Source organism: Shinella kummerowiae, from assembly GCF_009827055.1.
Classification (GTDB): Bacteria; Pseudomonadota; Alphaproteobacteria; order Rhizobiales; family Rhizobiaceae; genus Shinella; species Shinella kummerowiae.
This window is the reverse complement of the sequence record NZ_WUMK01000002.1, coordinates 55112-77797: the sequence shown is the minus strand read 5'-3', so window position 1 is coordinate 77797 and position 22686 is coordinate 55112. Positions and strand designations below refer to the sequence as shown.

Genomic DNA, 22686 nt, shown 5'->3' with positions numbered 1-22686 from the left:
TGACGCGCCGCAGCCTCTCATGATGAGACGGGAAGCATTCAGATGGCGCAGGTACCGGCAATCAATATTCCGAAGGTCAGCCCGAATGGCCGCGATATCGCGTTCGCCGTCGGCATCCTGACGATCCTGTCGATCCTCTTCCTGCCCATTCCGCCCTTCATGATCGATATCGGCCTGGCGTTTTCCATCGCCTTTTCGGTGCTGATCCTGATGGTGTCGCTGTGGATCCAGCGGCCGCTGGAATTCTCGTCCTTCCCGACCGTGCTGCTGATCGCCACGATGATACGCCTCGCGCTCAACATCGCGACGACGCGCGTCATCCTCTCGCACGGCAACGAGGGACACGATGCGGCGGGCGGCGTGATCGCCGGCTTCGCCAGCCTCGTCATGTCCGGTGACTTTGTCATCGGTATCATCGTCTTCATGATCCTCATCGTGGTGAACTTCATCGTCATCACCAAGGGTGCGACGCGTATCGCGGAAGTCGGCGCGCGCTTCACCCTCGACGCCATCCCCGGCAAGCAGATGTCGATCGACGCCGACCTCTCCGCAGGCCTGATCGACGAGAAGCAGGCGCAGCTGCGCCGCCGCGAGTTGGAAGAGGAAAGCTCCTTCTTCGGTTCGATGGACGGTGCGTCGAAATTCGTGCGCGGCGATGCCATCGCCGGCCTGCTCATCACCGCCATCAACGTGTTCGGCGGCATCATCATCGGCTATTTCCGCCATGGCATGGAACTGGGCGAGGCAGCCGACGTCTTCGTCAAGCTGTCCGTCGGCGACGGTCTCGTGTCGCAGATCCCGGCCCTCATCGTTTCGCTTGCTGCCGGCCTTATCGTCTCGCGCGGCGGCACGGCGGGCTCCACCGACCAGGCCGTCGTCAACCAGCTTTCCGGCTATCCGCGCGCGCTCTTCGTTGCCGCCGGCCTGATGATCCTCCTGGCCATCATTCCCGGCCTGCCGTTCTTTCCCTTCATGGCGCTCGGCGGTCTCATGGCGTTCGGCGCATGGATGATCCCGCGCCGCATCGCCGAGGAAAACCGCGTCAAGCGCGAAGCGGAAGCCCAGCAGGTCCAGCAGACGCGCGATCAGGAGAAGGATTCGGTCAAGTCCGTGCTGAAGACGGCCGAAATCGAACTGCTGCTCGGCAAGCAGGTCTCCACGCGCCTGCTCGGCGCGCACCAGGAACTCGCCTTCCGTGTCGGCAAGATGCGCAAGAAGTTTGCCGGGCAGTACGGCTTCGTCGTGCCGGAAATCAAGGTGTCCGACGACATCTCGATCCCCGACAAGTCCTACCAGATCCGTATTCACGGCACGACGATCGCATCGAACATCGTGCGTGTCGGCGAAGTGCTGGTGGTCACCGGCGGTGGTCGCAAGCCGAGTGTTCCGGGCGACGATATCCGCGAACCCGCTTTCGGCATGCCGGCCGTGTCGATCCTCGAAACCTTTGCCGACGACCTGCGCCGCGAAGGTTTCCACCCGATCGACAACGTTTCGGTCGTGCTGACGCATCTGTCCGAAGTCATCCGTAACAACCTACCGCAGCTTCTGTCCTACAAGGATGTGAAGGTGCTGATCGAGCGCCTCGATCCGGAATACCGCAAGCTCGCCGACGAAATCTGCTCGTCTCACATGTCCTATTCCGGCCTGCAGGCCGTACTGAAACTGCTGCTTGCCGAGCGCGTCTCCATCCGCAACCTGCATCTCATTCTGGAAGCGGTTGCCGAACTGGCGCCGCATGTGCGCAAGACCGAGCAGATCGTCGAACATGTCCGCATCCGCATGGCGCAGCAGATCTGCGGCGACCTCACCGACAATGGCGTGCTGCCGGTGCTTCGCCTCGGCAACAAGTGGGACATGGTCTTCCACCAGGCGCTGAAGCGCGACTCGAAGGGTGAAATCGTCGAGTTCGACATCGATCCGCGCCAGCTCGAAGAGTTCTCCGAGCAGGCGACCCGGGTTATCCGCGAGTTTTTGGACCGCGGCACGCCGTTTGTCTTGGTCACATCGCCCGAATCCCGTACATATGTGCGCATGATCATCGAGCGCCTGTTTGCCACATTGCCGGTCCTCTCGCATGTCGAGCTCGCCAAGGGCATCGAGATCAAGATCCTCGGCTCCATTTCATGATAACGGACCCGCAGGGCACGGTGCTGGCGCTGTTTGCCGCCTTTTGCCGTGTCGGCGGGTGTTTCATGCTGCTGCCGGGCTTTTCCTCGGCACGTCTCTCCGTCCAGATCCGGCTGCTCCTGGCGGTGGCGATCTCCATGGGCGTGCTGCCGATCCTGTGGGACACGATCTATCCGCGTGCGTCGTCGGGCACGATCGCGAACTATCTGACGCTGATCGTCTTCGAGACGCTGACCGGCGCGGTCATCGGCCTCATCGCCCGCTACTACGTGCTCGGCCTGCAGTTCGCCGGCACGGTGCTGACCATGATGATGGGCTTTAACGCGCCGCCGACGCCCGACGTGCTGGAAGATACGGCTGAAAACCAGCTGACGAACCTGCTGTCCTTTGCCGGCCTGCTGGTGTTGTTCATGCTGGATTTCCACCACGTCGTTTTGAGGGCGCTGATCGAATCCTACAACGTCATGCCGCTCGGCGCGGGCTTCAATCCGCAGAGCGCGCTGATCACGCTCACCGACACGCTGAGCCAGACCTTCATGATCATGCTCCGGCTCGCGAGCCCCTTCATTCTCTACGGCCTGGTGTTCAACGTTTCCGTCGGCCTCATCAACAAGCTCGCACCGCAGATCCCGATCTACTTCGTTTCGCTGCCCTTCATCATCATGGGCGGCCTGTTCCTGCTGTATTTCGGCCTCTCCTCGCTGCTCGAGATTTTCGCGGCAGGCTTCATTCCGGTTTTCAGGGGAGAGTGACGATGGCGCAGAGCCGCTCGGAAAAGCTCAAGCGCCTCGTCAACGTGCAGCGCCATCTCGAAAAGATGGCGGAGATCGATCTCGCCACCACCACCCGCCAGCGCGAGGAGGTGGCCCAGACCATGGACGCCGTCGCCGAAGCGATCAATTCGCTCAATCCGGTGCACAGAAGCTTTTCCAAGCACTATTCCAGCCAGCACAGCAAACTCCAGCAACAGGACCAGATGCTGGCCAACGTGCAGCAGATGCACGAGATGCGCGTGGTGCGCGAACGCACCAAGGGCGACCGCATGGACGAGCACAGGAAGGAAGCCCGCAGCGCCGAGGATCGCGAGGCGGCGGACGATGCGATCTACGATCTCATCGATCAGCACATCGCCTACAAGGGCGGTACGGAATAGGCTTTTCTACAAGCCTCTGTAAGACAAGGCGATTTACCGTCGTCTTATCAAGCTTGCGTCAAAGTGGATTTCACGGTTGCCCTCGTCACGGCTTCGTCATTTGCCACCAGCCTCCCGTAAGGTTGAGCAGAGATAGTCGCTTCCGGACGATGAAGAGGTTTACCGAAGCTGCCGCTTGTCTGGCGCGGGCAAACCGGATGTCCAAACGGTCAGAAGCCGGCGAACCGCCATGAGGACGGGTCCGGCGCGCAGGAACCACCTGAAAGGCTCTAGACGTGGCAATTTCTCCCCCCAGTGATCTGGTGCTCGATGTCGTGCGCGCTGCCGACCCGACCCTGGTTCAGGAAGCGCAGGCCAAGCTGAAATCGAACAAGGCTGCCTTCGAGGCGACGAGCCTTGCCGAAGCGGGCGCCGGTTTCCAGGCCGCCGTCGGCATTCTCAACCGGGATTCGGCAAGCAGCCATGCATCTGCCGGGGTTTCCGCGGTGAACGGCAAGTCTGTGCCGGAGCATATGCGCAAATTCGAGACCATGGTTTTGCAGAATTTCGTGAAGTCCATGATGCCGGCCGAAAGCGAAGAAATTTACGGCAAGGGTACGGCCGGCGAGATGTGGCGTGGCATGATGGCCGACCAGCTCGGCGAAGCGCTGTCCAAGGGCGGCGGCATCGGCATCGCCGCGAGCCTTGCCAAGAGCAGCGGCCTTGGCGCCGCTTCTCCCGAAAAGGACAAGAATACCGATCGTGTCGCCACCGGCATGGTTGATGCCCTGCAGCGCAAGGTCTTTGCCGACCTGACGCCGGGCATCAAAGAACAAGACACCAAAGCGTAAGCGGAGAACAAAAAAATGGAACAGGCTAGCAACGAGATCCGAATCCGCACCGTCCTTGGCCGGCTTGAGACGATCATCGACAACGAGAACGACAATATCGGCAACGATCCCGAATTCGATCTGCCGACCTCGAACGCCCACAAGAGCCGCTGCCTCTATGAACTCTCCATGCTGACGCGCGACGTGCGTCCCGATGAGGTCCCGGCCAGCTTCTCGCCTCAGCTCGGCCGTGTGCGTGAAAAGCTCGCCACCAATGCACAGCGTGTGTCCGCTCATCTGGATGCGGTGCGCGAAGTGGTCACCATCCTGAAGAATGCCGTGCAGGACCTCGAGGCCGACGGCACCTATTCGCAGGAACAGTTCCGCCTGGGCTACGGCACATGATCAAGCTCATCGGCACCGGCGTCTGGATCCTCGTCATCACGCTTGCCTCGGTCTACTTCTCCTTGAAGATGGCCTCGGCGCCCAAGGTGGACACGGAAGCCGCCGCGCGTGAAGCCGCGATGGAATTCGTGACGGGCTACACGACGACCGTTCCGGTGATTAGCGATGGTGGCGTCCACGGCTATCTGCTGACCAAGCTTGCCTACAAGGCGAACAAGGAGCTTGCTGCAAAGCAGGTCGTGCCCCTGCCGCAGATGATCACCGACGAGCTTTACACGCTGCTCGTCGGCAAGAAGATGATCGACGTGGCGAACACCGGAAGTTTCGATCTCGATGCGTTCCGGGGCGTCGTGAAGGAGGGGCTGAATCGTCGGTTTGGCGCCGATGTCATCGCCGATGTCTATGTCGAGCAGATCGACTACATCACCACCGCTTCGGTGCAGGATCCGGCGCCCAAGAAGGGCGTGACCCTGCTCAAGGGCGAGGTTCCGGGCGGGCAGCAAACGGAAAAGAGCGGCGGGCACTGAAGCCTACCGCTCTTAGGAAATGCATGATTATTCTCGTGAAAGCCGGCTGCGTCAGAGCAGGCCGGCTTTTGCCGTGTCGTCTTGCCGACGCTTCACTACCATGCCCGACAGTTTGTAGCGCATGACGTGATACAGGAAGACCGGATTACCGAGGATATAGCGCCGCCACAGCCGGGTCGGTTCCTGGAGGAGCCGGTAGAGCCATTCGAGCCGCAGCCTACGGATACCGAGCGGCGCACGCCGCACGTCGCCGGCAACGAAATCGAAAAGCGCGCCAACGCTGAGAACCAGCCGCGCATGGCCGGGGCCGACATGCCGATCGATCCATTTTTCCTGGGCCGGGCTGCCCATGGCGACCAGCAGGATGTCCACCTTGGCGTCGCGGACCTGCTCCATGATCTCGTCGGACTTTTCGCGGTCGAAGAAGCCGTCGGAAATCGGGATGAACTCGTGCCACGGCGCATGCTGGCGGAAGTTTTCCGCTGCCCGCATCAGCGTCGTCTTGCGGGTGCCGATCAGGGCGACGCGCATGGGGCGGGTGATGTAGGTCAGCAATGCCGGCACGAAGTCCGTGCCGTTGAGGTTGGCCGGAAACTTGCGGCCGTGAAACACCATGGAGGCGATGTCGACACCATGGCCGTCTGGGAAGACGACCTGCCGCTCGAGCACGGCGCGGTAGTCCTGGTCTCGCATCATCAGGTTGGCATTGTTGGCGTTGATGAAGGCGATGACGGTCTGGCCGAAGGGCATAGTCGCCACCTCCTCGGCAAAGGCGAAGGCGTCGGCCCAGTCCAGCTCGCAGACCGGCAGGCCCAGTATGTCACGCTGTGACGCAACGATGTTACCCGACGCGAGGTTCATGGCAGGGCTCCTTGTACCGCGACCACAAGCGCAGGAAGGCCAGCCCCGACGACCATCATGGTTTGTCGGGCGGTGCTTTCGGTGAGGTGAGTGGGAAAGGGCTTCATGCTGCTCCCGCAATGCTTGTGCTGCTGTCAGCGGATTTAGCAATTCCCCCTGAAAGGGCTTTTAAGGAATTCTTTAAAAGGTCGGCGACCCGGTTTAAGGGTTGCTAACCATGCTGGTTTTCAGGATTGTAAGCTGTTGATAAGCTTTGAGTTTGTGGGAAGGTTGTGTGCCTTGAATGCCCCTCTTGGCGCAAAAATATTTGTAGGCCGTGCTTCAAAAAAGGACTCTTTCGCCGGCTTGAAAGGTTCCTTCATGCTACCGGTGCGCCCTCTCACGGCTGACAGGAAAGCGTGTGTTAATAAATTGGGCAGGTTGTTTCCGAGGGGAGGCGCTTGAAATTATCCGTTTTGGACAGCATAGGGCGTTAAAAGGCCATTCCGTCGTGCAGCCGCTCCGGTAGAGTGGGCGCACGCCGTTCAGGGAGAGAAATGTGACCACCATTATCGATGGGAAGCAGGTTGCCGCTTCCGTGATTGACACTGTGAAGTCCGCGTCCGCCGCTCTGGAGAAGGAAACGGGCGTCAAGCCCGGCCTCGCCGTCGTCATCGTCGGCAACGACCCTGCCAGCCACGCCTATGTCTCGTCGAAGAGCCGCATGGCCAAGGAATGCGGTTTTACCTCCATCCAGCACACGCTGCCGGAGGAGACGATGCAGGAAGAGCTTGCCCGGCTGGTCGAGACGCTGAATGCCGACGCGAACATCCACGGCATCCTCGTTCAGTTGCCGCTGCCGAAACATCTCAAGTCCGATCCGATCATCCAGTCGATCAAGCCCGAGAAGGACGTCGACGGCCTGCATGTCGTCAATGCCGGAAAGCTGGCGACCGGCGACCTCGATGGCGGCCTCGTTTCCTGCACGCCGGCTGGTGCCATGGTTTTCGTGCGCCGCACCCACGGCGACGATCTTTCCGGCCTGAATGCCGTGGTGGTCGGTCGTTCCAACCTCTTCGGCAAGCCGATGTCCGCGCTGCTGCTGGCTGCGAACGCAACCGTCACGACCGCCCATTCGCGCACGAAGGACCTTGCCGGGGTCTGCCGCAACGCCGATATCCTGGTCGCCGCCGTCGGTCGCCCGGAAATGGTGAAGGCCGACTGGGTGAAGCCCGGCGCCACCGTCATCGACGTCGGCATCAACCGCATCCCGGCGCCGGAAAAGGGCGAGGGCAAGTCGCGCATGGTGGGTGACGTCGCCTTCGAGGAATGCGCCAAGGTTGCCAGCACCATCACCCCGGTCCCCGGTGGCGTCGGCCCGATGACCATCGCCATGCTGATGGCCAACACCGTGATCGCCGCCTACCGCAAAGCCGGCAGGACGCCGCCGAAGTTCTGAGGGAAGCAGACCCCTTCAGCGGACTTGGAGACGCCCTCCAGACCTCACCGTCGTCATCCTCGGGCTTGTGTGGAGAGGATGTGGTTTACTCGTCGCATCAGCCGGGAAGCGCTTCCCGGCTGATGCAGGCAGGCGGCCGTTCTTTCGGGCTGGTTTGAGACAGCCGAGGTCAAGCAAGGCCCTGCCTGCTCCCTTTGACCCCGAACGGTTGATCGGGCTTTCGCCCGCACCACAAGCCTGGGAGCAAGGCCATGATACACGACCTGTCTTTTGTCGGCATCGACGTTTCCAAACACCACTTCGACGTCCATATCCATCCCGCCGGCGAGAGCCTGCGTTGCGGCACGTCATCGGACGCGATCGCGCAGCTCGTTCGGCGCATCGCCGGGCTGGGACCGGTGGCGGTCGGTCTGGAGGCCTCGGGCGGCTATGAGAGCAGGCTGGCCGACAGTCTTCATGCGGCAGGCGTTGAAGCGCATGTCGTTGCACCCGCCCGCGTGCGCAGCTTCGCCCGCGGTATCGGTCAATTGGCCAAGACCGACCGGATCGATGCCGCCATGATCGCCCGCTACCTGGTGGCGGTGCGAGCAGACCTCACGCCCTATGCCCCGGACCGCGACCGCCGCAGGCTCAGTGCGATCAGCGCGCACCGCCGACGACTGCTGGCCGAGAAGAGTGGGCTCATCAGCCAGCTCGACACCATCGACGAGCCACTCGTGCGGTCAATGATCGAAAAGCGGCTGGCGACCATCGCACAGGATATCGCCACTCTCGATGCGGCGATCACGGACTTGCTGGCCAAGGTGGCGCGGTTGCGTCAATGCCATGCCCGGCTTCGCAAGGTCACCGGCGTCGGCCCGGTTCTGGCCACGGCTTTGCTGGCCGACATGCCGGAACTGGGAAAGGTTTCGGCCAAGGTTGCCGCAGCCCTTGTCGGTGTCGCGCCCTATGCGCGCCAGTCGGGCACTTGCGAGCGAAACGGGCGCTGTACCGGCGGGCGAAAACACCTGCGCGACATCGCCTACATGGCCGTCCTCAGTGCCGTCAAGGTCAAGGATCCCGTCCTCGCCGGCTTCTATCAAGGGCTCAGGGCGCGCGGCAAACCCTTCAAGCTCGCGATGGTCGCAACCATGCGAAAGCTCATCACGATCCTCAATGCTATCGCTCGCTCCGATCCCGCATTCGCATAACAATGTCCACGGTTGCTCGACCCGAGGACCCACAGCCGCGTCCCGCGCTTGGATGGATGGTCGGGTCGAGCCCGACCATGACGAAGGAGAGGTTTGTCGGTCTCAACTGCAACTCCAAGGCGCCCGTGGGGCGCCTTTTTCATTTTCCCGCCGGCGCCGGTCCCGTTGAAGCCCGCACGATCAGGTCGGTCTTCCACAATTCCTGCTGCGGCAGCGTTTCGATCTGCAGGATGCCGGCGATCAGGCGGCGCGCGATGCGCTGGCCGGCGGCGCGCAGCGACGAGCGGGTCGTCGTCAGCGGCACCATGAAGTTCTCCGGCTTCAGCATGGGCAGCACGTCGTCATGCGCGATCAGTGAAATGTCGACGCCGAGCTTCAGTCCCGCCTGGTTGATCGCCCGCACAGCCCCGAGCGCCAGAACGGTACTGGAGCAGAGCACCGCCGTCGGCGGCGTATCGAGCTGGAGAAAGCGTTCCATGGCGCGAAAACCATGCTCGTCCGTCATCTGCGAATGCTGCACGCAGTCCTCGCGCAGCACGAGTCCCTGTTCTGCAAGCGCGCGCACGGTGCCTTTCTTGCGGCGGATTGAGAAGGCGAGATAGTCCGGGCCGTTCAACAGCGCAAAATGCCGGTGGCCGAGTTGGGCGAGCAGGCGCGCTGCATCGTAGAACGCGCCGGTATTGTCGATGTCGAGAAACGGATAGTCGGTCGGCACGCCGATCGAGCGGCCGTGCACGACGAACGGCGTTTTCAAGGTCTTCATCATGGCGATGCGCGGATCCTTCTCGCGCATATAGGCAAGGAACAGCGCATCGACATTGCCGCTCGCCACCAGCCGCCGGCAGGTCGCGACCTCTTCGTCCGGATGGCTCGGATTGATGACGAAATGGAAATCGTGCTTGGCCGCCTCATCGCCGAGGCCGGCCAGGAATTCGCCGAAATGCACGTCGGATTCGATCCCATCGGCCGTCGGCATCACGAGGCCGATCGAGCCGGCACGGCCCGTTGCGAGGCGCTGGGCGGCGCGGTTCGGTCGGTATCCGGTCTCCCGCACGGCATCGAGCACGCGCTGGCGTGTTTCCGCGTTGACTTCCGGATACCCGTTCAATGCCCTGCTCACGGTTGTCTGAGACAGGCCCAGCAACTGCGATAATTGCTTGAGATTCACATGCTTAGCTTTCTTGATATAGTCGAAGCGCTTTGGATCCCTGGCGTTATGGTTCCCCGATTTTCATCCAAAGCGTTTTGGCATCTAACATCAGCAAATCATGGAGGAAAAGCGTATTTGCCCGTTTTGCGGCGCAAAAATACGCTGCACTGCGTCAGAAGCCGCAGATTTGCAGTGAATTGATTTGGGGGGACTTGACGAGGGCGAGGGGGAAATGGGATGAAAGGAAATCCAAAGCGCTTTGAATTTTGGGGTATTTTAGAGGATGCCTGCCCCGGGAGAGGGTGGGTTTGCTATGGGAGGCAAATCAGGTGAAAAAGACGTTTTTGATGACGGCTGCCCTCGCGCTTTTGATGGCGGGCGGCGCTGCTGCGGCGGATTTGAAGTTCAAGCCCGGCGAAGATTCCAAGTTCAACTGGCAGAGTTTTGAAGATTTCAAGAAGGGCCATGACCTTAAGGGCCAGACGCTGACCATTTTCGGCCCCTGGCGCGGTGAGGACGAAGCACTCTTCAAGGTCGTCTACGCCTATTTCACCGAGGCGACGGGCGTCGAGATCAAGTACTCCTCCTCCGAAAACTACGAACAGCAGATCGTCATCGACACGCAGGCCGGCAGCCCGCCGGATGTCGCCATCCTCCCGCAGCCCGGCCTGATCGCCGACCTCGCCTCCAAGGGTTACCTCTCGCCGCTGGGTGACGAGACCCAGAAATGGCTGCTCGACAATTACGCCGCCGGCCAGTCGTGGGTCGATCTTTCGACCTATAAGGGCAAGGACGGCAATGCAGCACTCTTCGCCTTCCCCTACAAGATCGACGTGAAGTCGCTCGTCTGGTACGTGCCGGAAAACTTTGAAGATGCCGGCTACGAAGTGCCCAAGACCATGGAAGACCTGAAGGCGCTGACCGAACAGATCGTTGCCGATGGCGGCACACCCTGGTGCATCGGCCTTGGTTCCGGCGGCGCCACCGGCTGGCCGGCGACCGACTGGGTCGAAGACCTGATGCTGCGCACCGCAACACCGGAAACCTACGACAAGTGGGTCACCAACCAGATCCCGTTCACCGATGCCGCCGTGACCGGCGCGCTCGATGAGTTCGGCTGGTTCGCCAAGAACGACAAGTTCGTCGATGGCGGCGCGGCAGCCGTTGCCTCCACCGACTTCCGCGACAGCCCAAAGGGTCTCTTCGCCTCGCCGCCGAAGTGCTACCTGCACCACCAGGCATCGTTCATCCCGTCCTTCTTCCCGGAAGGCACGGTGGTCGGCGAGGATGCGGACTTCTTCTACATGCCGCCCTATGCCAGCAAGCCGGAGCTCGGCAACCCGGTCCTGGGTGCCGGCACGCTCGCGATGATCACCAAGGACACGCCGGCCGCGCGCGCTTTCATCGAGTTCCTCAAGACGCCGATCGCGCATGAGGTCTGGATGGCGCAGACGAGCTTCCTGACGCCCTTCAAGAGCGCCAACCAGGAAGCCTATGCCAACGCGCCGATGAAGAAGCAGGGCGAGATCCTGCTCAATTCGACGACGTTCCGCTTCGACGGGTCGGACCTGATGCCGGGCAAGATCGGCGCGGGCGCGTTCTGGACCGGCATGATCGACTTCGTCGGCGGCAAATCCGCGGCCGATGTCGCCGCCGGTGTCCAGAAGTCCTGGGACGCAATCAAGTAAAATCCGGTGAACCGGTCGGCATCCGCCGGCCGGTTTTCCCAAGCATGCCGAAGTGCAGCCGGACCACGCGGTGCAACGCCGCGTGAATGATCGACTGACCCCTGAAGGTCCATCGGGGGAAGCATTCCTGGGGAGGAACTTCCGTGCAGCAATTGTTATTCGCCATTTCCACGATGGTCGGGGGCGTTCTCGCCTGCGTCGTCTATTTCTTCGGAACGAACTGGCTGCTCGACAAGCTGTTCCCCTCCAAGGGGCTGACGGGCGCCAAGGCTTCGAAGAATCTGCGCATCACCAATGCGATCCGGCCCTGGCTGTTCATGGCGCCGGCCCTGTTCGCGCTGGCGATCTACCTCGTCTATCCTGTCTTCGAATCCGTGCGGCTCGCCTTCCATGACCGAACCGGCCAGCAATTCGTCGGCTTCAGCAATTTTTCCTGGATGATCAACGATGGCGAGTTCCGCCAGTCGATCTTCAACAATTTCCTCTGGCTGCTCGTCGTGCCGGCGCTCGCCACCTTCTTCGGCCTCGTCATCGCTGCGCTGACGGACCGCATCTGGTGGGGCAATATCGCCAAGACGCTGATCTTCATGCCAATGGCGATCTCCTTCGTCGGGGCGGCCGTCATCTGGAAGTTCGTCTATGACTACCGTGCCGAAGGATCCGAACAGATCGGCATCCTGAACGCCATCGTCGTCGCCTTCGGCGGTGCGCCGGAAGCCTGGATGACCATTCCGTTCTGGAACAATTTCTTCCTCATGGTCATCCTGATCTGGATCCAGACCGGTTTTGCCATGGTGATCCTCTCGGCCGCACTGCGCGGCATACCGGAGGAGACGATCGAGGCGGCCGTCATCGATGGCGCGAACGGTTTCCAGATCTTCTTCAAGATCATGGTGCCGCAGATCTGGGGCACGATCGCCGTCGTCTGGACGACGATCACCATCCTGGTGCTCAAGGTCTTCGACATCGTGCTCGCCATGACGAACGGCCAGTGGCAGACGCAGGTTCTGGCGAACCTGATGTTCGACTGGATGTTCCGTGGCGGCGGCGATTTCGGGCGCGGCGCGTCCATCGCCGTGGTCATCATGATCCTCGTCATCCCGATCATGATCTGGAACATCCGCAACGCCACCAAGGAAATGGAAGGCCATTGAGATGATCGCCACATCCCGTTCGCCACTCATCTTCGTCGTCCATCTCTCGGTCCTGCTGCTCGTCGCCCTCTGGACGCTGCCGACCGCTGGCCTCTTGATCTCGTCGCTGCGCGACAAGGACCAGCTTGCCGTCTCCGGCTGGTGGACGGCCCTCTCCACCTCCTCACAGAACATGACCGGCCGTGCCGCCTCGCCGGAGGCGCAGGTCGAGCGTGACGGTAAGTTCGTCATATCGGGCAATCTCGTGGAAGGCGGCACGACCAAGGTCTCCGCCTTCGGCTTCCGCCCCATGCAGCCGGCCGCCTTCGAGCCCGGCAAGCCGGCCGATATCGGCGACGGCCAGACGCTGACCGTCAACGAAGACGGCAGCTACGAAATCGTCTCGCCGACCAAGATGGAAGGCACGCGCGGCCAGCGCATCTTCTATACGGCCTCCGTGCCGCCGCGCTTCACGCTCGACAACTACCGCGAAGTGCTGAACGCCGAAGGCATCGGTGCTTCGTTCATCAACTCGCTGACGGTGGCGATCCCCGCCACGATCATCCCGATCCTCGTTGCCGCCTTCTGCGCCTACGCGCTCGCCTGGATGCCGTTCCCCGGCCGGGCGATCCTGATCGCGGTCATCGTCGGCCTGCTCGTCGTGCCGCTGCAGATGTCGCTGATCCCGCTGCTTCGGCTGTACAACGGTGTCGGCGCCTTCTTCGGCGTGCCGGCAAAAACCTATGTCGGCATCTGGCTCGCCCATATGGGCTTCGGCCTGCCGCTCGCCGTCTACCTGCTGCGCAACTACATGGCCGGCCTGCCGCGCGAGATCATGGAATCCGCCCGCGTCGATGGCGCTTCCGATTTTGATATCTTCGTGAAGATCATCCTGCCGCTTTCCTTCCCGGCGCTTGCCTCCTTCGCCATCTTCCAGTTCCTGTGGACCTGGAACGACCTGCTCGTCGCCATGGTCTTCCTGGGTGCCGGCAATGAGGAACTTGTGCTGACGGGGCGTCTCGTGAACCTGCTCGGCTCGCGCGGCGGCAACTGGGAAATCCTCACGGCCTCCGCCTTCATCACCATCATCGTCCCCCTCATCGTCTTCTTCAGCCTGCAGCGCTTCCTCGTGCGCGGCCTGCTGGCGGGGTCGGTCAAGGGCGGCTGATAAACTTCACGACAGGACATATGAGAATGACGACGTTGGATTCCACTCTTCTCCAGCCGGACAAGGACTGGTGGCGCGGCGCGGTGATCTACCAGATCTACCCGCGCTCCTTCCAGGACACCAATGGCGACGGGATCGGCGATCTGCGCGGCATCACCGAACGCCTCGGCCATGTCGCCTCGCTCGGGGTGGATGCGATCTGGATCTCGCCGTTCTTCACTTCGCCGATGAAGGATTTCGGCTACGACGTCTCGGATTACCAGGACGTCGATCCGATCTTCGGCGTGCTTGCCGATTTCGACGCGCTGATCGCCGAGGCCCATCGCCTCAACATCCGCGTGATGATCGACCTCGTCCTGTCGCACACGTCAGACAAACACCCCTGGTTCGTCGAAAGCCGCTCCCGGCGCACCAACCCGCGGGCGGACTGGTATGTCTGGGCGGATTCCAAGCCGGATGGCACACCGCCGAACAACTGGCTGTCGATCTTCGGCGGCTCCGCCTGGCAGTGGGATCCGACCCGCCTGCAATATTACATGCACAATTTCCTGACCTCGCAGCCGGACCTCAACTTGCACAATCCAGAGGTTCAGGACGCGCTGCTGTCGGTTGCCCGCTTCTGGCTGGAGCGCGGCGTCGATGGCTTTCGCCTCGACACGATCAACTTCTACTTCCACGACAAGGAACTGCGCGACAACCCGTCGCTTGCCCCCGAGCGCCGCAATGCGCAGACCGCACCGGCCGTGAACCCCTACAACTACCAGGAACATCTCTACGACAAGAACCAGCCGGAAAACCTGGAATTCCTGAAGCGTTTTCGCGCGGTCATGGAAGAGTTCCCGGCGATTGCCGCCGTCGGCGAAGTCGGCGACAGCCAGCGTGGCCTGGAGATCGCCGGCGAATACACCTCCGGCGGCGACAAGATGCACATGTGCTATGCCTTCGAGTTCCTGGCGCCCGATCCGCTGACGCCGGCCTTCGTCGCCGAAACGCAGCACGCGCTGGAAAAGGCGGCACCCGAGGGCTGGGTCTGCTGGGCCTTCTCGAACCATGACGTGATGCGCCATATCAGCCGCTGGGGCAATGCGGTTACCGACCATGAGGCCCATGCCAAGCTGCTCGCCAGCCTTCTGATGTCGCTGCGCGGCTCGGTTTGCATCTATCAGGGCGAGGAGCTTGCGCTTCCCGAGGCCGAGCTCGCCTATGAGGACCTTCAGGACCCCTACGGCATTCAGTTCTGGCCGGATTTCAAGGGGCGCGACGGCTGCCGCACGCCGATGGTCTGGGATAGCGGGCAACAGTCCGGCGGCTTCAGTCTTGGTAAGCCGTGGCTTCCGGTTGCGCCCGTCCATCTTGAGCGTGCCGTCAACGTGCAGGACGGCGACGAAGCCTCGGTGCTGGCGCATTACCGGCGTTTCCTGACCTTCCGCAAGGAGCACGCTGCCCTCGTCAAGGGCGAGATCCAGTTCCACTCGGCAGAAGGCGCGATCCTGTCCTTCGTGCGCACGCATGGCAATGAAAAGGTCTTCTGCGCCTTCAACATGAGCCCGGTGGCGCGTCTTGCCGATCTGCCGTCCGGCACGCTGGAAGCGCTGGAGGGCCATGGCTTCGACAGTATCATGCATGAGGAAAATATCGAACTTCCGGCCTGGAGCGGGTTCTTCGCCCGTTTCGCTTGATCGGTCAAAACGCAAAAGGGGAGAGAGACATGACAGGGCTGGTGCTCAAGGATATCCGCAAATCCTACGGCGCAGTGGACGTGATCCACGGCATCGATCTCGATATCAAGCAGGGCGAGTTCATCGTCTTTGTCGGCCCGTCCGGTTGCGGCAAGTCGACCCTTCTGCGCATGATCGCCGGTCTGGAGGAGATCAGCGGCGGCGACATGATGATCGATGGCGAGCGCGTCAACGAAGTGCCGCCGTCGAAGCGCGGCATCGCCATGGTGTTCCAGTCCTATGCGCTCTACCCGCACATGACCGTCTACGACAACATGGCCTTCGGTATGCGCATCGCCAGCGAGAGCAAGGAAGAAATCGACCGCCGGGTGCGCTCGGCCGCCGACATTCTCCAGCTCACCAAATATCTCGACCGCCTGCCCAAGGCGCTCTCGGGCGGCCAGCGCCAGCGCGTCGCCATCGGTCGCGCCATCTGCCGCAATCCCAAGGTCTTCCTGTTCGACGAGCCCTTGTCGAACCTCGATGCCGCCTTGCGTGTGGCGACCCGCATCGAGATCGCCAAGCTCTCCGAGCAGATGGCGGACACGACGATGATCTACGTGACGCATGACCAGGTGGAGGCGATGACGCTAGCCGACCGCATCGTCGTGCTGTCGGCCGGTCATATCGAGCAGGTCGGTCCCCCGCTCGAACTCTATGAACGTCCCGACAATCTGTTCGTCGCGCGCTTCATCGGCTCGCCGGCCATGAACATCATTCCGGCGAAGATCACCGCGGCAGGGGCCACGACCGTGCTGGAACTGACGGGCGGGCGCGCCTCCAGCGTCGATATTCCGACGAGTGCCTCCGAAGTCGGCAAGACGGCAAGTTTTGGCGTGCGCCCGGAGGATCTGCAGATCTCGACCGGTGATGATTTCCTCTTCGAGGGCACGGTGGCGATCGTCGAGGCGCTCGGCGAGGTGACATTGCTCTATATCGAGGGTCTCGTGCAGGGTGAGCCGATCATCGCCAAGATCCCCGGCATCCTCGATGTGAAGCGCGGCGCAAAGGTCCGCTTCACGGCGGACAGGGCGAAGCTGCATCTCTTCGATGCCGCCGGCAAAAGCTATCGCGCATCCTGACGCGAATCGATCGAGCGGCAGGATTTCGCCCCGCCGCTCAACCCGTTGTTAAGCGTTGCTCCTCTAGGTTTTCCCAGAAAGAGACAGGGCCGGGGACAGCAGGCAGATGGGCATTCAGGGATCGGTACCGCGTAACAATTACCTGAGCAAGGAAGAGTCCTTCATGTACGATCGGGAGAAGAGTTTCCCGATGGAGGACACCTGCAACGAGGCGCGCATCGAGTTCACCGAAAACGGTGGCCTCGTCAATCTCGTCTCCCGCCGCGGTCTCATCATTAAGCTGTCGAGGAGCGGCGCCGTCATCACCATGACGACGAAGTTCCAGCTGCCGCGCAACTTCTATCTCGATATCGTCAGCGCCCGTCTGCCGATGATCGGCTGCCTGACACAGCGCGTCTATCCCAACGACGTCGTCGAAGCCCGCTTCCTGCGGCTGCTCTCCGACAAGGACTTGCAGCGCATCTTCGTCTACTCGTCGCACCGCAACCACCAGGGCCGGACGCTGGATATCTATAGCTGAGACGAAAAGAGGGGCGTGCAACAGCGCCGCCTGATCTGGCGACCCTAAATCACCAACGTTCGTCATCCTCGGGCTTGACCCGAGGATCCATCGGCACCCGTGGCGTGGATGGTCGGGCCAGGCCCGACCATGACGATGGAGAGGTTTGAGAGCCGATGGCATTGAAAGGGTGTCGGCCCTCTCTTAGCCCTCACGCAAACAGCACGCTTGCGCCGTGGTCCGCCGGTCCGGCAATCGCACGGAACGGCGCGAAGAGTTCGCGACCCATGCCGAATTCGTTGCCGGAGAGATCGGCCGTCGCCTGCGGGCGGGCGGCGAACTCGGCGGCGTTGACCAGAACTTCGATCGTGCCATGCGTGGCATCGAGCCGGATGATGTCGCCGGTCTGAATACGGCCGATCGGGCCGTTGTCGACCGCCTCGGGCGTGATGTGGATCGCCGCCGGAACCTTGCCGGAAGCGCCTGACATGCGGCCGTCGGTGAGGAGCGCCACGCGCTGGCCGCGGTCCTGAAGGATGCCGAGCACGGTGGTCAGCTTGTGCAGTTCCGGCATGCCGTTCGCCTTCGGCCCCTGGAAGCGCACGACAGCGATGAAATCGCCTGTCAGTTCGCCGGCCTTGAAGGCGACGTTGAGCTCCTGCTGGTCGTGGAACACCTTGGCCGGCGCCTCGATGACGTGGCGCTCCGGCTTCACGGCGGAAATCTTGATCACTGCATTGCCGATATTGCCGGTCAGCATTTTCAGTCCGCCGGTCGCCTGGAAGGGCGTCTCGATATTGGCGAGCACCTTCGGGTCGTGGCTGACCTTCGGCGACGGTTCACGCACCACCGCGCCGCTGTCGCTGAGCTTCGGGTCGATCGCATAGGCCTTCAGGCCCTGGCCGAAGACGGTGCGCACGTCGTCATGCAGCATGCCGTGCTTCAGCAGTTCCTGGATGAGGAAGCCCATGCCGCCGGCCGCGTGGAAATGGTTCACGTCGGCCAGACCGTTCGGATAGACGCGGGCGAGCAGCGGCACGGTGTCGGACAGGTCGGAAATATCCTTCCAGGTCAGCAGGATGCCGGCCGCGCGCGCCATGGCGATGAGGTGCAGCGTGTGATTGGTCGAGCCTCCGGTTGCGTGCAGGCCGACCACGCCGTTGACGATCGAGCGCTCGTCGATCATCTCGCCGGCCGGGGTGAACTCATTGCCTTGCGCGGTGATGGCGAGTGCCCGCTTGGTGGCTTCCCTGGTCAGCGCATCGCGCAGCGGCGTGCCCGGATTGATGAAGGAGGCGCCGGGCATGTGGAAGCCCATGATCTCCATCAGCATCTGGTTGGAATTGGCGGTGCCGTAGAACGTACAGGTGCCGGGGCCGTGGTAGGATTTTGACTCGGCTTCGAGCAGCTCCGCACGGCCAGCCTTGCCCTCGGCGAAGAGCTGGCGCACCCGCGCCTTCTCGTCGTTCGGCAGGCCGGAGGTCATCGGCCCGGCGGGAATGAAGACGGCCGGCAGATGGCCGAAGGTCAGCGCGGCGATCGTCAGGCCGGGCACGATCTTGTCGCAGACACCGAGATAGACCACCGAATCGAACATGTTGTGCGACAGGCCGATGCCGGCCGCCATGGCGATCAGGTCACGCGAAAACAGCGACAGCTCCATGCCCGGCTGGCCCTGGGTGACGCCGTCGCACATGGCGGGCACGCCGCCGGCGACCTGCGCCACGCCGCCGGCCTCGCGGGCGGCCTGGCGGATCAGCTCCGGATAGGTCTCGAACGGCTGGTGGGCCGAGAGCATGTCGTTATAGGAGGTGATGATGCCGAGGTTCGGGACGCGGTCGCCGGCGAGCGCGTCCTTCTCGGCGGGGGAACAGACGGCAAAGCCGTGCGCGAGGTTGCCGCAGGACAGCACGCCGCGGTGCACGCCCTTGGAGGCGGCCGCACGCACGCGGTCAAGATAGGGGCCACGGTGCGGCTTCGAGCGTTCGACGATGCGGGCTGTAATGGCTTCGATGCGTTTGTCGGCGGACATGGGAGCTATCCTGACCTCTCTCGATTGCATTTTCGCGCGGCAAAGCGGGCGGGAACGCTGCGCTGTCCGCTGTTCATTGGCGTCGCGCGCCGGGCATGTTCGGCTTCAGCCGGTTGAGCGTGTTATGGCGCCCAGTAGATATCGACTGGCGTTGCCGCGCGCCGCAGAACGGCACGGATCGGCATGTCAGTTTCCGGGCCGTCGCTTTCCGCGGCGGCCAGAACGTCCTTCTTGCCCTGGCCCTCGATATGCAGCACCAGCAGGCGTGCATCCTGAAGGCTGGTGAAGGTGAAGGTAAGGCGGGTCTCGCCGGCGCCTTCCGCCTCCATGGTGATCACGCCACGTGGCGTCTCGGGCGAAATAGCCTCGGCAAGCTTGCTGCCGCCCGGGAAGAAGGAGGCCGTGTGGCCATCCGTTCCCATGCCGAGAATGGCGACGTCGAAGGGATGTCCGAGTGTGGCGGCATCGGCCGTCGCGATCGCTGCGGCCTCTTCCGCGCTGCCTGCATCCCGGTAGAGCGGCAGGAAGGTCGCGGCTTTCGCCTTGCCTTGAAGCAGGTTTTCCGCGACGAGCAAGTGGTTCGAGCGCGGGTTGTCGGCCGGTACGAAACGCTCGTCGATCAGGGTTACGGTCACCTTTGCCCAGTCGATGTCGCGGGTCGACATGGCCTTGAAGAACGCCTTCGGCGTGGAGCCGCCGGAGACCGCGATGGTCGCCCGGCCACGTGCCGCGATGGCGTCCGCAAGGGTTGCAGACACCCGGTCCGCCAGCCCTTCGGCCAACGCCGCGCCATCCTTGAATTCATGCAGTCTCGCGTTCATCGGTCTTCCTTACGTCTCATGCCAGGTGCGGCCGTCACGCTCGATGAGAGCGATGGCCTGGCTCGGACCCCAGGTGCCGGCGGTGTAGCCCTGAACCTGCTGGCCGGTCGCTTCCCAGGCCTTGAGGATCGGGTCGACCCAGCGCCATGCCGCCTCGACTTCGTCGCGGCGCATGAAAAGCGTCTGGTTGTTACGCACGACGTCGAGCAGCAGGCGCTCGTAGGCGTCCGCATTGCGCGCGTCGAAAGCTTCGGCGAAGCTCATGTCGAGCGAGACGTTGCGCAGGCGCATGCCGCCCGGACCGGGGTCCTTGATCATCAGCGACTGCTTGACGCCTTCATCCGGCTGGAGACGGATGATCAGCTGGTTGGCTTCGATGCGGCCAGCGGAGGGGTCGAAGATCGAGTGCGGGATCGGCTTGAAGGTGATGACGATTTCCGACATGCGCGCGGCAAGGCGTTTGCCGGTGCGGATGTAGAAGGGCACACCCGCCCAGCGCCAGTTGCCGATCTCGGCCTTGATGCCGACAAAGGTTTCCGTGCTGGAAACACCGCCTTCCAGCTCTTCGAGATAGCCCTTGACCGGGCCGCCCGACGAGGCACCCGCGCGATACTGGCCGCGCACGGTGAGACGTTCAACATTGTACTGGTCGATCGGCTTCAGGGCGCGCAGCACCTTGAGCTTTTCGTCGCGAACCGCCTCGGCGTCCATGGAGGAGGGCACTTCCATCGCCACAAGGCAGAGCAGCTGGAGAATGTGGTTCTGCACCATGTCGCGCAGTGCGCCGGCCTTGTCGTAGTAGCCGGCCCGGCTTTCGAGGCCGACGGATTCGGCGACGGTGATCTGCACATGGTCGATATGCGCGGAGTTCCACAGCGGCTCGTAGAGCGCGTTGGCGAAGCGCAGCGCCATCAGGTTCTGCACCGTCTCCTTGCCGAGATAATGGTCGATGCGGAAAATCTGCTCTTCGCGGAAAACCTTGCCGATCGTGTTGTTCAGTTCGTTGGCGGACGCGAGGTCACGGCCGATCGGCTTTTCCACCACGATGCGGGTCTGCTTGGTGATCAGCTTGTGGTCGCGGATCTTTTCCGAGATATCACCGAAGATCGCGGGCGCCACCGCGAGGTAGAAAGCACGCACGCGCTCCTTGCCCTCGTCGAGCAGGTCCTTCAGCTTGTCCCAGCCCTGGTCGGACTTCGCGTCGACGGCGATGTAGAACAGCCGGTCGCAGAAGGTCTTGATCTGCTCGTCGTCGAATTCGCCCGGCTTCAGGTGCTCCTTCAGCGCATCGACAGCGAACTTGCGGTATTCCGCATCCGTCAGCGCTGTGCGCGACGCGCCGATGATGCGCGTCGGGTCGGAGAGCTGGCCGGCGAGCTGCCGGTGGTAAAGGGCCGGAAGGAGCTTGCGTTCCGCAAGATCGCCGGTTCCGCCGAACACGACATAGTCGAAAGGCTCAACGGGAATGATCTGGCTGCTCATCGGATATCTCGATCTCGTTCTGTTGTCGGGCGTTATAATCTAATCGATTTAAAAACACCAGCGCGCAACGCAACAAAATCGGTGTTTCCGAACAGATCAGAGCTTGTCGCGTAGCGCGTACCACGTCATGGCGAGGAACAGAAGCGGCGATCGGAACCGCGGACCACCGGGGAAGGCCGGGATTTTCAGGGCCTTCAGGTGGTCGAGTTCGGTGCTGCCGCCGGTCACGTCCTCGGCATAGAGCTTGCCACAGTAGTTTGACAGCATGACGCCATGGCCGGAATAGCCGCCGATCGTCGTGATGCCCGGCATGACCTCGCGCACATAGGGCTTGCGCGGCATGGTGATGCCGACCGAGCCGCCCCAGGCATGGGTGAGTTCGATGCCCTTCAGTTCCGGATAGACTTCTTCGATCTGCCGACGGATCGGTGGCGTCATGTCGTCGGGATTGTCGGACGTATAGGCCTCGCGCCCGCCGAACAGCAGCCGCCCGTCGCGGGTCTTGCGGAAATAGCGCACGACGAAGCGTGTATCGGCGATCGCCTCGCCGCCGGGAATGACCGACGGAAATTTGTCGAGCGGCACCGTCGCGCCGATGAAAGAGCGGATCGGCATGACATGGTCCGCCGTCTTCGGCTCCAGATTGCCGATATAGGCATTGCAGGCGATCAGCGCCTTGTCCGCGCGGATCGTGCCTCTCGCCGTGGTGATGACCGCCTTGCCGCCCGCCCGCTCGATCTTCAGGGCAGGGGTCTTCTCATGCAGGCTGGCGCCCGCCGCTTGCGCGGCGCGGGCGATGCCGACCAGGAGCTTCATCGGATGGATATGGCCGGTGCCGGTGTCGCGCAGGCCGAAGAAGAAACGCTTCGAGCCGACGCGCTCCTCCGTCTCCGCCCGGTCCATATAGTCCATGTGCGGATAGCCGAAGCGGGTCGCGGCGATCTCGATATGATCGCGGAACTCCTTCTCGTAGCTTTCCTTGTGGCTCACATTGAGCTGGCCCGGCATGTATTCGATGTCGAGGTTCTGGGCGTTGGCGAAGTCGTGGATATGCCGCTTGGCGTTTTCGGCGAGGTCGAACAGCGCCTTGGCGCGCTCGAAGCCGAGTTCCGCCTCCAGGCTTTCGGCCTCGGCGCGCTGGCCGGTGCCGAGCTGGCCGCCGTTGCGGCCCGACGCGCCGTCGCCGAAGCGGTGCGCTTCGATGAGCACGACGCGCACGCCCTTCTGAGCGAGATTATAAGCGGCCTGCAGGCCGGTGAAGCCGCCGCCGACAATGGCGACATCGGCCTCGACCGAGCCGTCGAGCGGAGCATATTCGGGACGGTCTCCAACGGTCGCCTCATACCAGGAGATGCCGGGAGAAATCGGGCTTTGCCAGGGCATTGCGCACACTCATGTTC

20 protein-coding genes are annotated in these 22686 nt (G+C 62.5%); 14 read left to right on the top strand and 6 right to left on the bottom strand.

Going from position 1 to position 22686, the window contains the following annotated elements:
• Positions 1-42 precede the first annotated feature (42 nt).
• The 6 genes from flhA (at position 43) to GR138_RS04775 (ending at position 5024) form a co-directional block, all read left to right on the top strand.
• Positions 43-2130 carry a flagellar biosynthesis protein FlhA gene (gene flhA / locus GR138_RS04800; protein ID WP_160857502.1) on the top strand — a complete coding sequence of 696 codons (2088 nt, stop codon included), beginning with the start codon at positions 43-45 and terminating at the stop codon, positions 2128-2130.
• A complete protein-coding gene (gene fliR / locus GR138_RS04795) occupies positions 2127-2882 on the top strand; it encodes a flagellar biosynthetic protein FliR (RefSeq protein ID WP_160857501.1) in 756 nt (251 codons plus the stop codon). The genes flhA and fliR overlap by 4 nt, the downstream gene beginning before the upstream one ends.
• A gap of 2 nt (positions 2883-2884) precedes the next feature.
• Positions 2885-3283 (top strand): hypothetical protein, encoded by a 399-nt coding sequence (locus GR138_RS04790; protein ID WP_160857500.1) that lies wholly within the window; start codon positions 2885-2887, stop codon positions 3281-3283.
• A 275-nt stretch (positions 3284-3558) separates the two neighbouring features.
• Positions 3559-4113: a rod-binding protein gene (locus tag GR138_RS04785; RefSeq protein WP_160857499.1), complete on the top strand. Its 555-nt coding sequence runs from the start codon at positions 3559-3561 to the stop codon at positions 4111-4113.
• Between the two features lie 15 nt (positions 4114-4128).
• Positions 4129-4497, top strand: coding sequence for a hypothetical protein (locus GR138_RS04780; RefSeq protein ID WP_160857498.1), 369 nt, complete (start codon positions 4129-4131; stop codon positions 4495-4497).
• Positions 4494-5024 (top strand): hypothetical protein, encoded by a 531-nt coding sequence (locus GR138_RS04775; protein ID WP_160857497.1) that lies wholly within the window; start codon positions 4494-4496, stop codon positions 5022-5024. Before GR138_RS04780 ends, GR138_RS04775 begins: the two co-directional genes overlap by 4 nt.
• 51 nt (positions 5025-5075) lie before the next feature.
• Here GR138_RS04775 and GR138_RS04770 read toward each other — a convergent pair whose 3' ends face one another.
• Positions 5076-5885 carry a WecB/TagA/CpsF family glycosyltransferase gene (locus GR138_RS04770; protein ID WP_160857496.1) on the bottom strand — a complete coding sequence of 270 codons (810 nt, stop codon included), beginning with the start codon at positions 5883-5885 and terminating at the stop codon, positions 5076-5078.
• A gap of 538 nt (positions 5886-6423) precedes the next feature.
• On the opposite strand from GR138_RS04770, the gene folD reads away from it, so the two are divergent.
• Entirely contained in the window at positions 6424-7323 is a 900-nt protein-coding gene (gene folD / locus GR138_RS04765) for a bifunctional methylenetetrahydrofolate dehydrogenase/methenyltetrahydrofolate cyclohydrolase FolD (RefSeq protein ID WP_160857495.1), read from the top strand.
• A gap of 251 nt (positions 7324-7574) precedes the next feature.
• The gene (locus GR138_RS04760; protein ID WP_160857494.1) at positions 7575-8513 is read left to right on the top strand and encodes an IS110 family RNA-guided transposase; all 939 of its coding nucleotides are present in this window, start codon (positions 7575-7577) and stop codon (positions 8511-8513) included.
• A 139-nt stretch (positions 8514-8652) separates the two neighbouring features.
• On the opposite strand, the gene GR138_RS04755 is transcribed toward GR138_RS04760, so the two are convergent.
• Positions 8653-9681, bottom strand: a complete 1029-nt coding sequence (locus GR138_RS04755) for a substrate-binding domain-containing protein (protein ID WP_160857493.1) — start codon at positions 9679-9681, stop codon at positions 8653-8655.
• A gap of 329 nt (positions 9682-10010) precedes the next feature.
• Here GR138_RS04755 and GR138_RS04750 point away from each other — a divergent pair, with 329 nt between their 5' ends.
• From GR138_RS04750 to GR138_RS04725, 6 genes are all read left to right on the top strand, one after another.
• Entirely contained in the window at positions 10011-11351 is a 1341-nt protein-coding gene (locus tag GR138_RS04750; protein ID WP_202402524.1) for an ABC transporter substrate-binding protein, read from the top strand.
• Positions 11352-11494: 143 nt separating this feature from the next.
• Positions 11495-12505 carry an ABC transporter permease subunit gene (locus tag GR138_RS04745; protein ID WP_160857491.1) on the top strand — a complete coding sequence of 337 codons (1011 nt, stop codon included), beginning with the start codon at positions 11495-11497 and terminating at the stop codon, positions 12503-12505.
• Position 12506: 1 nt separating this feature from the next.
• Entirely contained in the window at positions 12507-13652 is a 1146-nt protein-coding gene (locus tag GR138_RS04740) for a carbohydrate ABC transporter permease (RefSeq protein ID WP_160857490.1), read from the top strand.
• Between the two features lie 26 nt (positions 13653-13678).
• Complete coding sequence (bglA, locus tag GR138_RS04735; protein WP_160857489.1) at positions 13679-15331, top strand: beta-galactosidase BglA; 1653 nt, start codon at positions 13679-13681, stop codon at positions 15329-15331.
• Between the two features lie 29 nt (positions 15332-15360).
• Positions 15361-16452 (top strand): ABC transporter ATP-binding protein, encoded by a 1092-nt coding sequence (locus GR138_RS04730; RefSeq protein ID WP_160857488.1) that lies wholly within the window; start codon positions 15361-15363, stop codon positions 16450-16452.
• Between the two features lie 106 nt (positions 16453-16558).
• Positions 16559-16972 (top strand): hypothetical protein, encoded by a 414-nt coding sequence (locus GR138_RS04725; protein ID WP_083242900.1) that lies wholly within the window; start codon positions 16559-16561, stop codon positions 16970-16972.
• Between the two features lie 190 nt (positions 16973-17162).
• Here the strand turns inward: GR138_RS04725 and edd are convergent, their stop codons facing one another.
• From edd to GR138_RS04705, 4 genes are all read right to left on the bottom strand, one after another.
• On the bottom strand, positions 17163-18983 hold the full coding sequence (edd, locus tag GR138_RS04720; protein ID WP_160857487.1) for a phosphogluconate dehydratase: 1821 nt from the start codon (positions 18981-18983) through the stop codon (positions 17163-17165).
• Between the two features lie 122 nt (positions 18984-19105).
• Complete coding sequence (gene pgl, locus GR138_RS04715; RefSeq protein ID WP_160857486.1) at positions 19106-19804, bottom strand: 6-phosphogluconolactonase; 699 nt, start codon at positions 19802-19804, stop codon at positions 19106-19108.
• Positions 19805-19813: 9 nt separating this feature from the next.
• Complete coding sequence (zwf, locus tag GR138_RS04710; RefSeq protein WP_160857485.1) at positions 19814-21286, bottom strand: glucose-6-phosphate dehydrogenase; 1473 nt, start codon at positions 21284-21286, stop codon at positions 19814-19816.
• Positions 21287-21382: 96 nt separating this feature from the next.
• Positions 21383-22669 (bottom strand): NAD(P)/FAD-dependent oxidoreductase, encoded by a 1287-nt coding sequence (locus GR138_RS04705; RefSeq protein ID WP_160857484.1) that lies wholly within the window; start codon positions 22667-22669, stop codon positions 21383-21385.
• Positions 22670-22686: the final 17 nt, after the last annotated feature.

Excerpts from the sequence above, each read along its gene's own strand:
- flhA (WP_160857502.1), top strand. The coding sequence starts at position 43 with ATGGCGCAGGTACCGGCAATCAATATTCCGAAGGTCAGCCCGAATGGC.
- fliR (WP_160857501.1), top strand. The coding sequence starts at position 2,127 with ATGATAACGGACCCGCAGGGCACGGTGCTGGCGCTGTTTGCCGCCTTT.
- GR138_RS04790 (WP_160857500.1), top strand. The coding sequence starts at position 2,885 with ATGGCGCAGAGCCGCTCGGAAAAGCTCAAGCGCCTCGTCAACGTGCAG.
- GR138_RS04780 (WP_160857498.1), top strand. The coding sequence starts at position 4,129 with ATGGAACAGGCTAGCAACGAGATCCGAATCCGCACCGTCCTTGGCCGG.
- GR138_RS04775 (WP_160857497.1), top strand. The coding sequence starts at position 4,494 with ATGATCAAGCTCATCGGCACCGGCGTCTGGATCCTCGTCATCACGCTT.
- GR138_RS04770 (WP_160857496.1), bottom strand. The coding sequence starts at position 5,885 with ATGAACCTCGCGTCGGGTAACATCGTTGCGTCACAGCGTGACATACTG.
- GR138_RS04760 (WP_160857494.1), top strand. The coding sequence starts at position 7,575 with ATGATACACGACCTGTCTTTTGTCGGCATCGACGTTTCCAAACACCAC.
- GR138_RS04750 (WP_202402524.1), top strand. The coding sequence starts at position 10,011 with ATGACGGCTGCCCTCGCGCTTTTGATGGCGGGCGGCGCTGCTGCGGCG.
- GR138_RS04740 (WP_160857490.1), top strand. The coding sequence starts at position 12,507 with ATGATCGCCACATCCCGTTCGCCACTCATCTTCGTCGTCCATCTCTCG.
- bglA (WP_160857489.1), top strand. The coding sequence starts at position 13,679 with ATGACGACGTTGGATTCCACTCTTCTCCAGCCGGACAAGGACTGGTGG.
- GR138_RS04730 (WP_160857488.1), top strand. The coding sequence starts at position 15,361 with ATGACAGGGCTGGTGCTCAAGGATATCCGCAAATCCTACGGCGCAGTG.
- GR138_RS04725 (WP_083242900.1), top strand. The coding sequence starts at position 16,559 with ATGGGCATTCAGGGATCGGTACCGCGTAACAATTACCTGAGCAAGGAA.
- edd (WP_160857487.1), bottom strand. The coding sequence starts at position 18,983 with ATGTCCGCCGACAAACGCATCGAAGCCATTACAGCCCGCATCGTCGAA.
- pgl (WP_160857486.1), bottom strand. The coding sequence starts at position 19,804 with ATGAACGCGAGACTGCATGAATTCAAGGATGGCGCGGCGTTGGCCGAA.
- zwf (WP_160857485.1), bottom strand. The coding sequence starts at position 21,286 with ATGAGCAGCCAGATCATTCCCGTTGAGCCTTTCGACTATGTCGTGTTC.
- GR138_RS04705 (WP_160857484.1), bottom strand. The coding sequence starts at position 22,669 with ATGCCCTGGCAAAGCCCGATTTCTCCCGGCATCTCCTGGTATGAGGCG.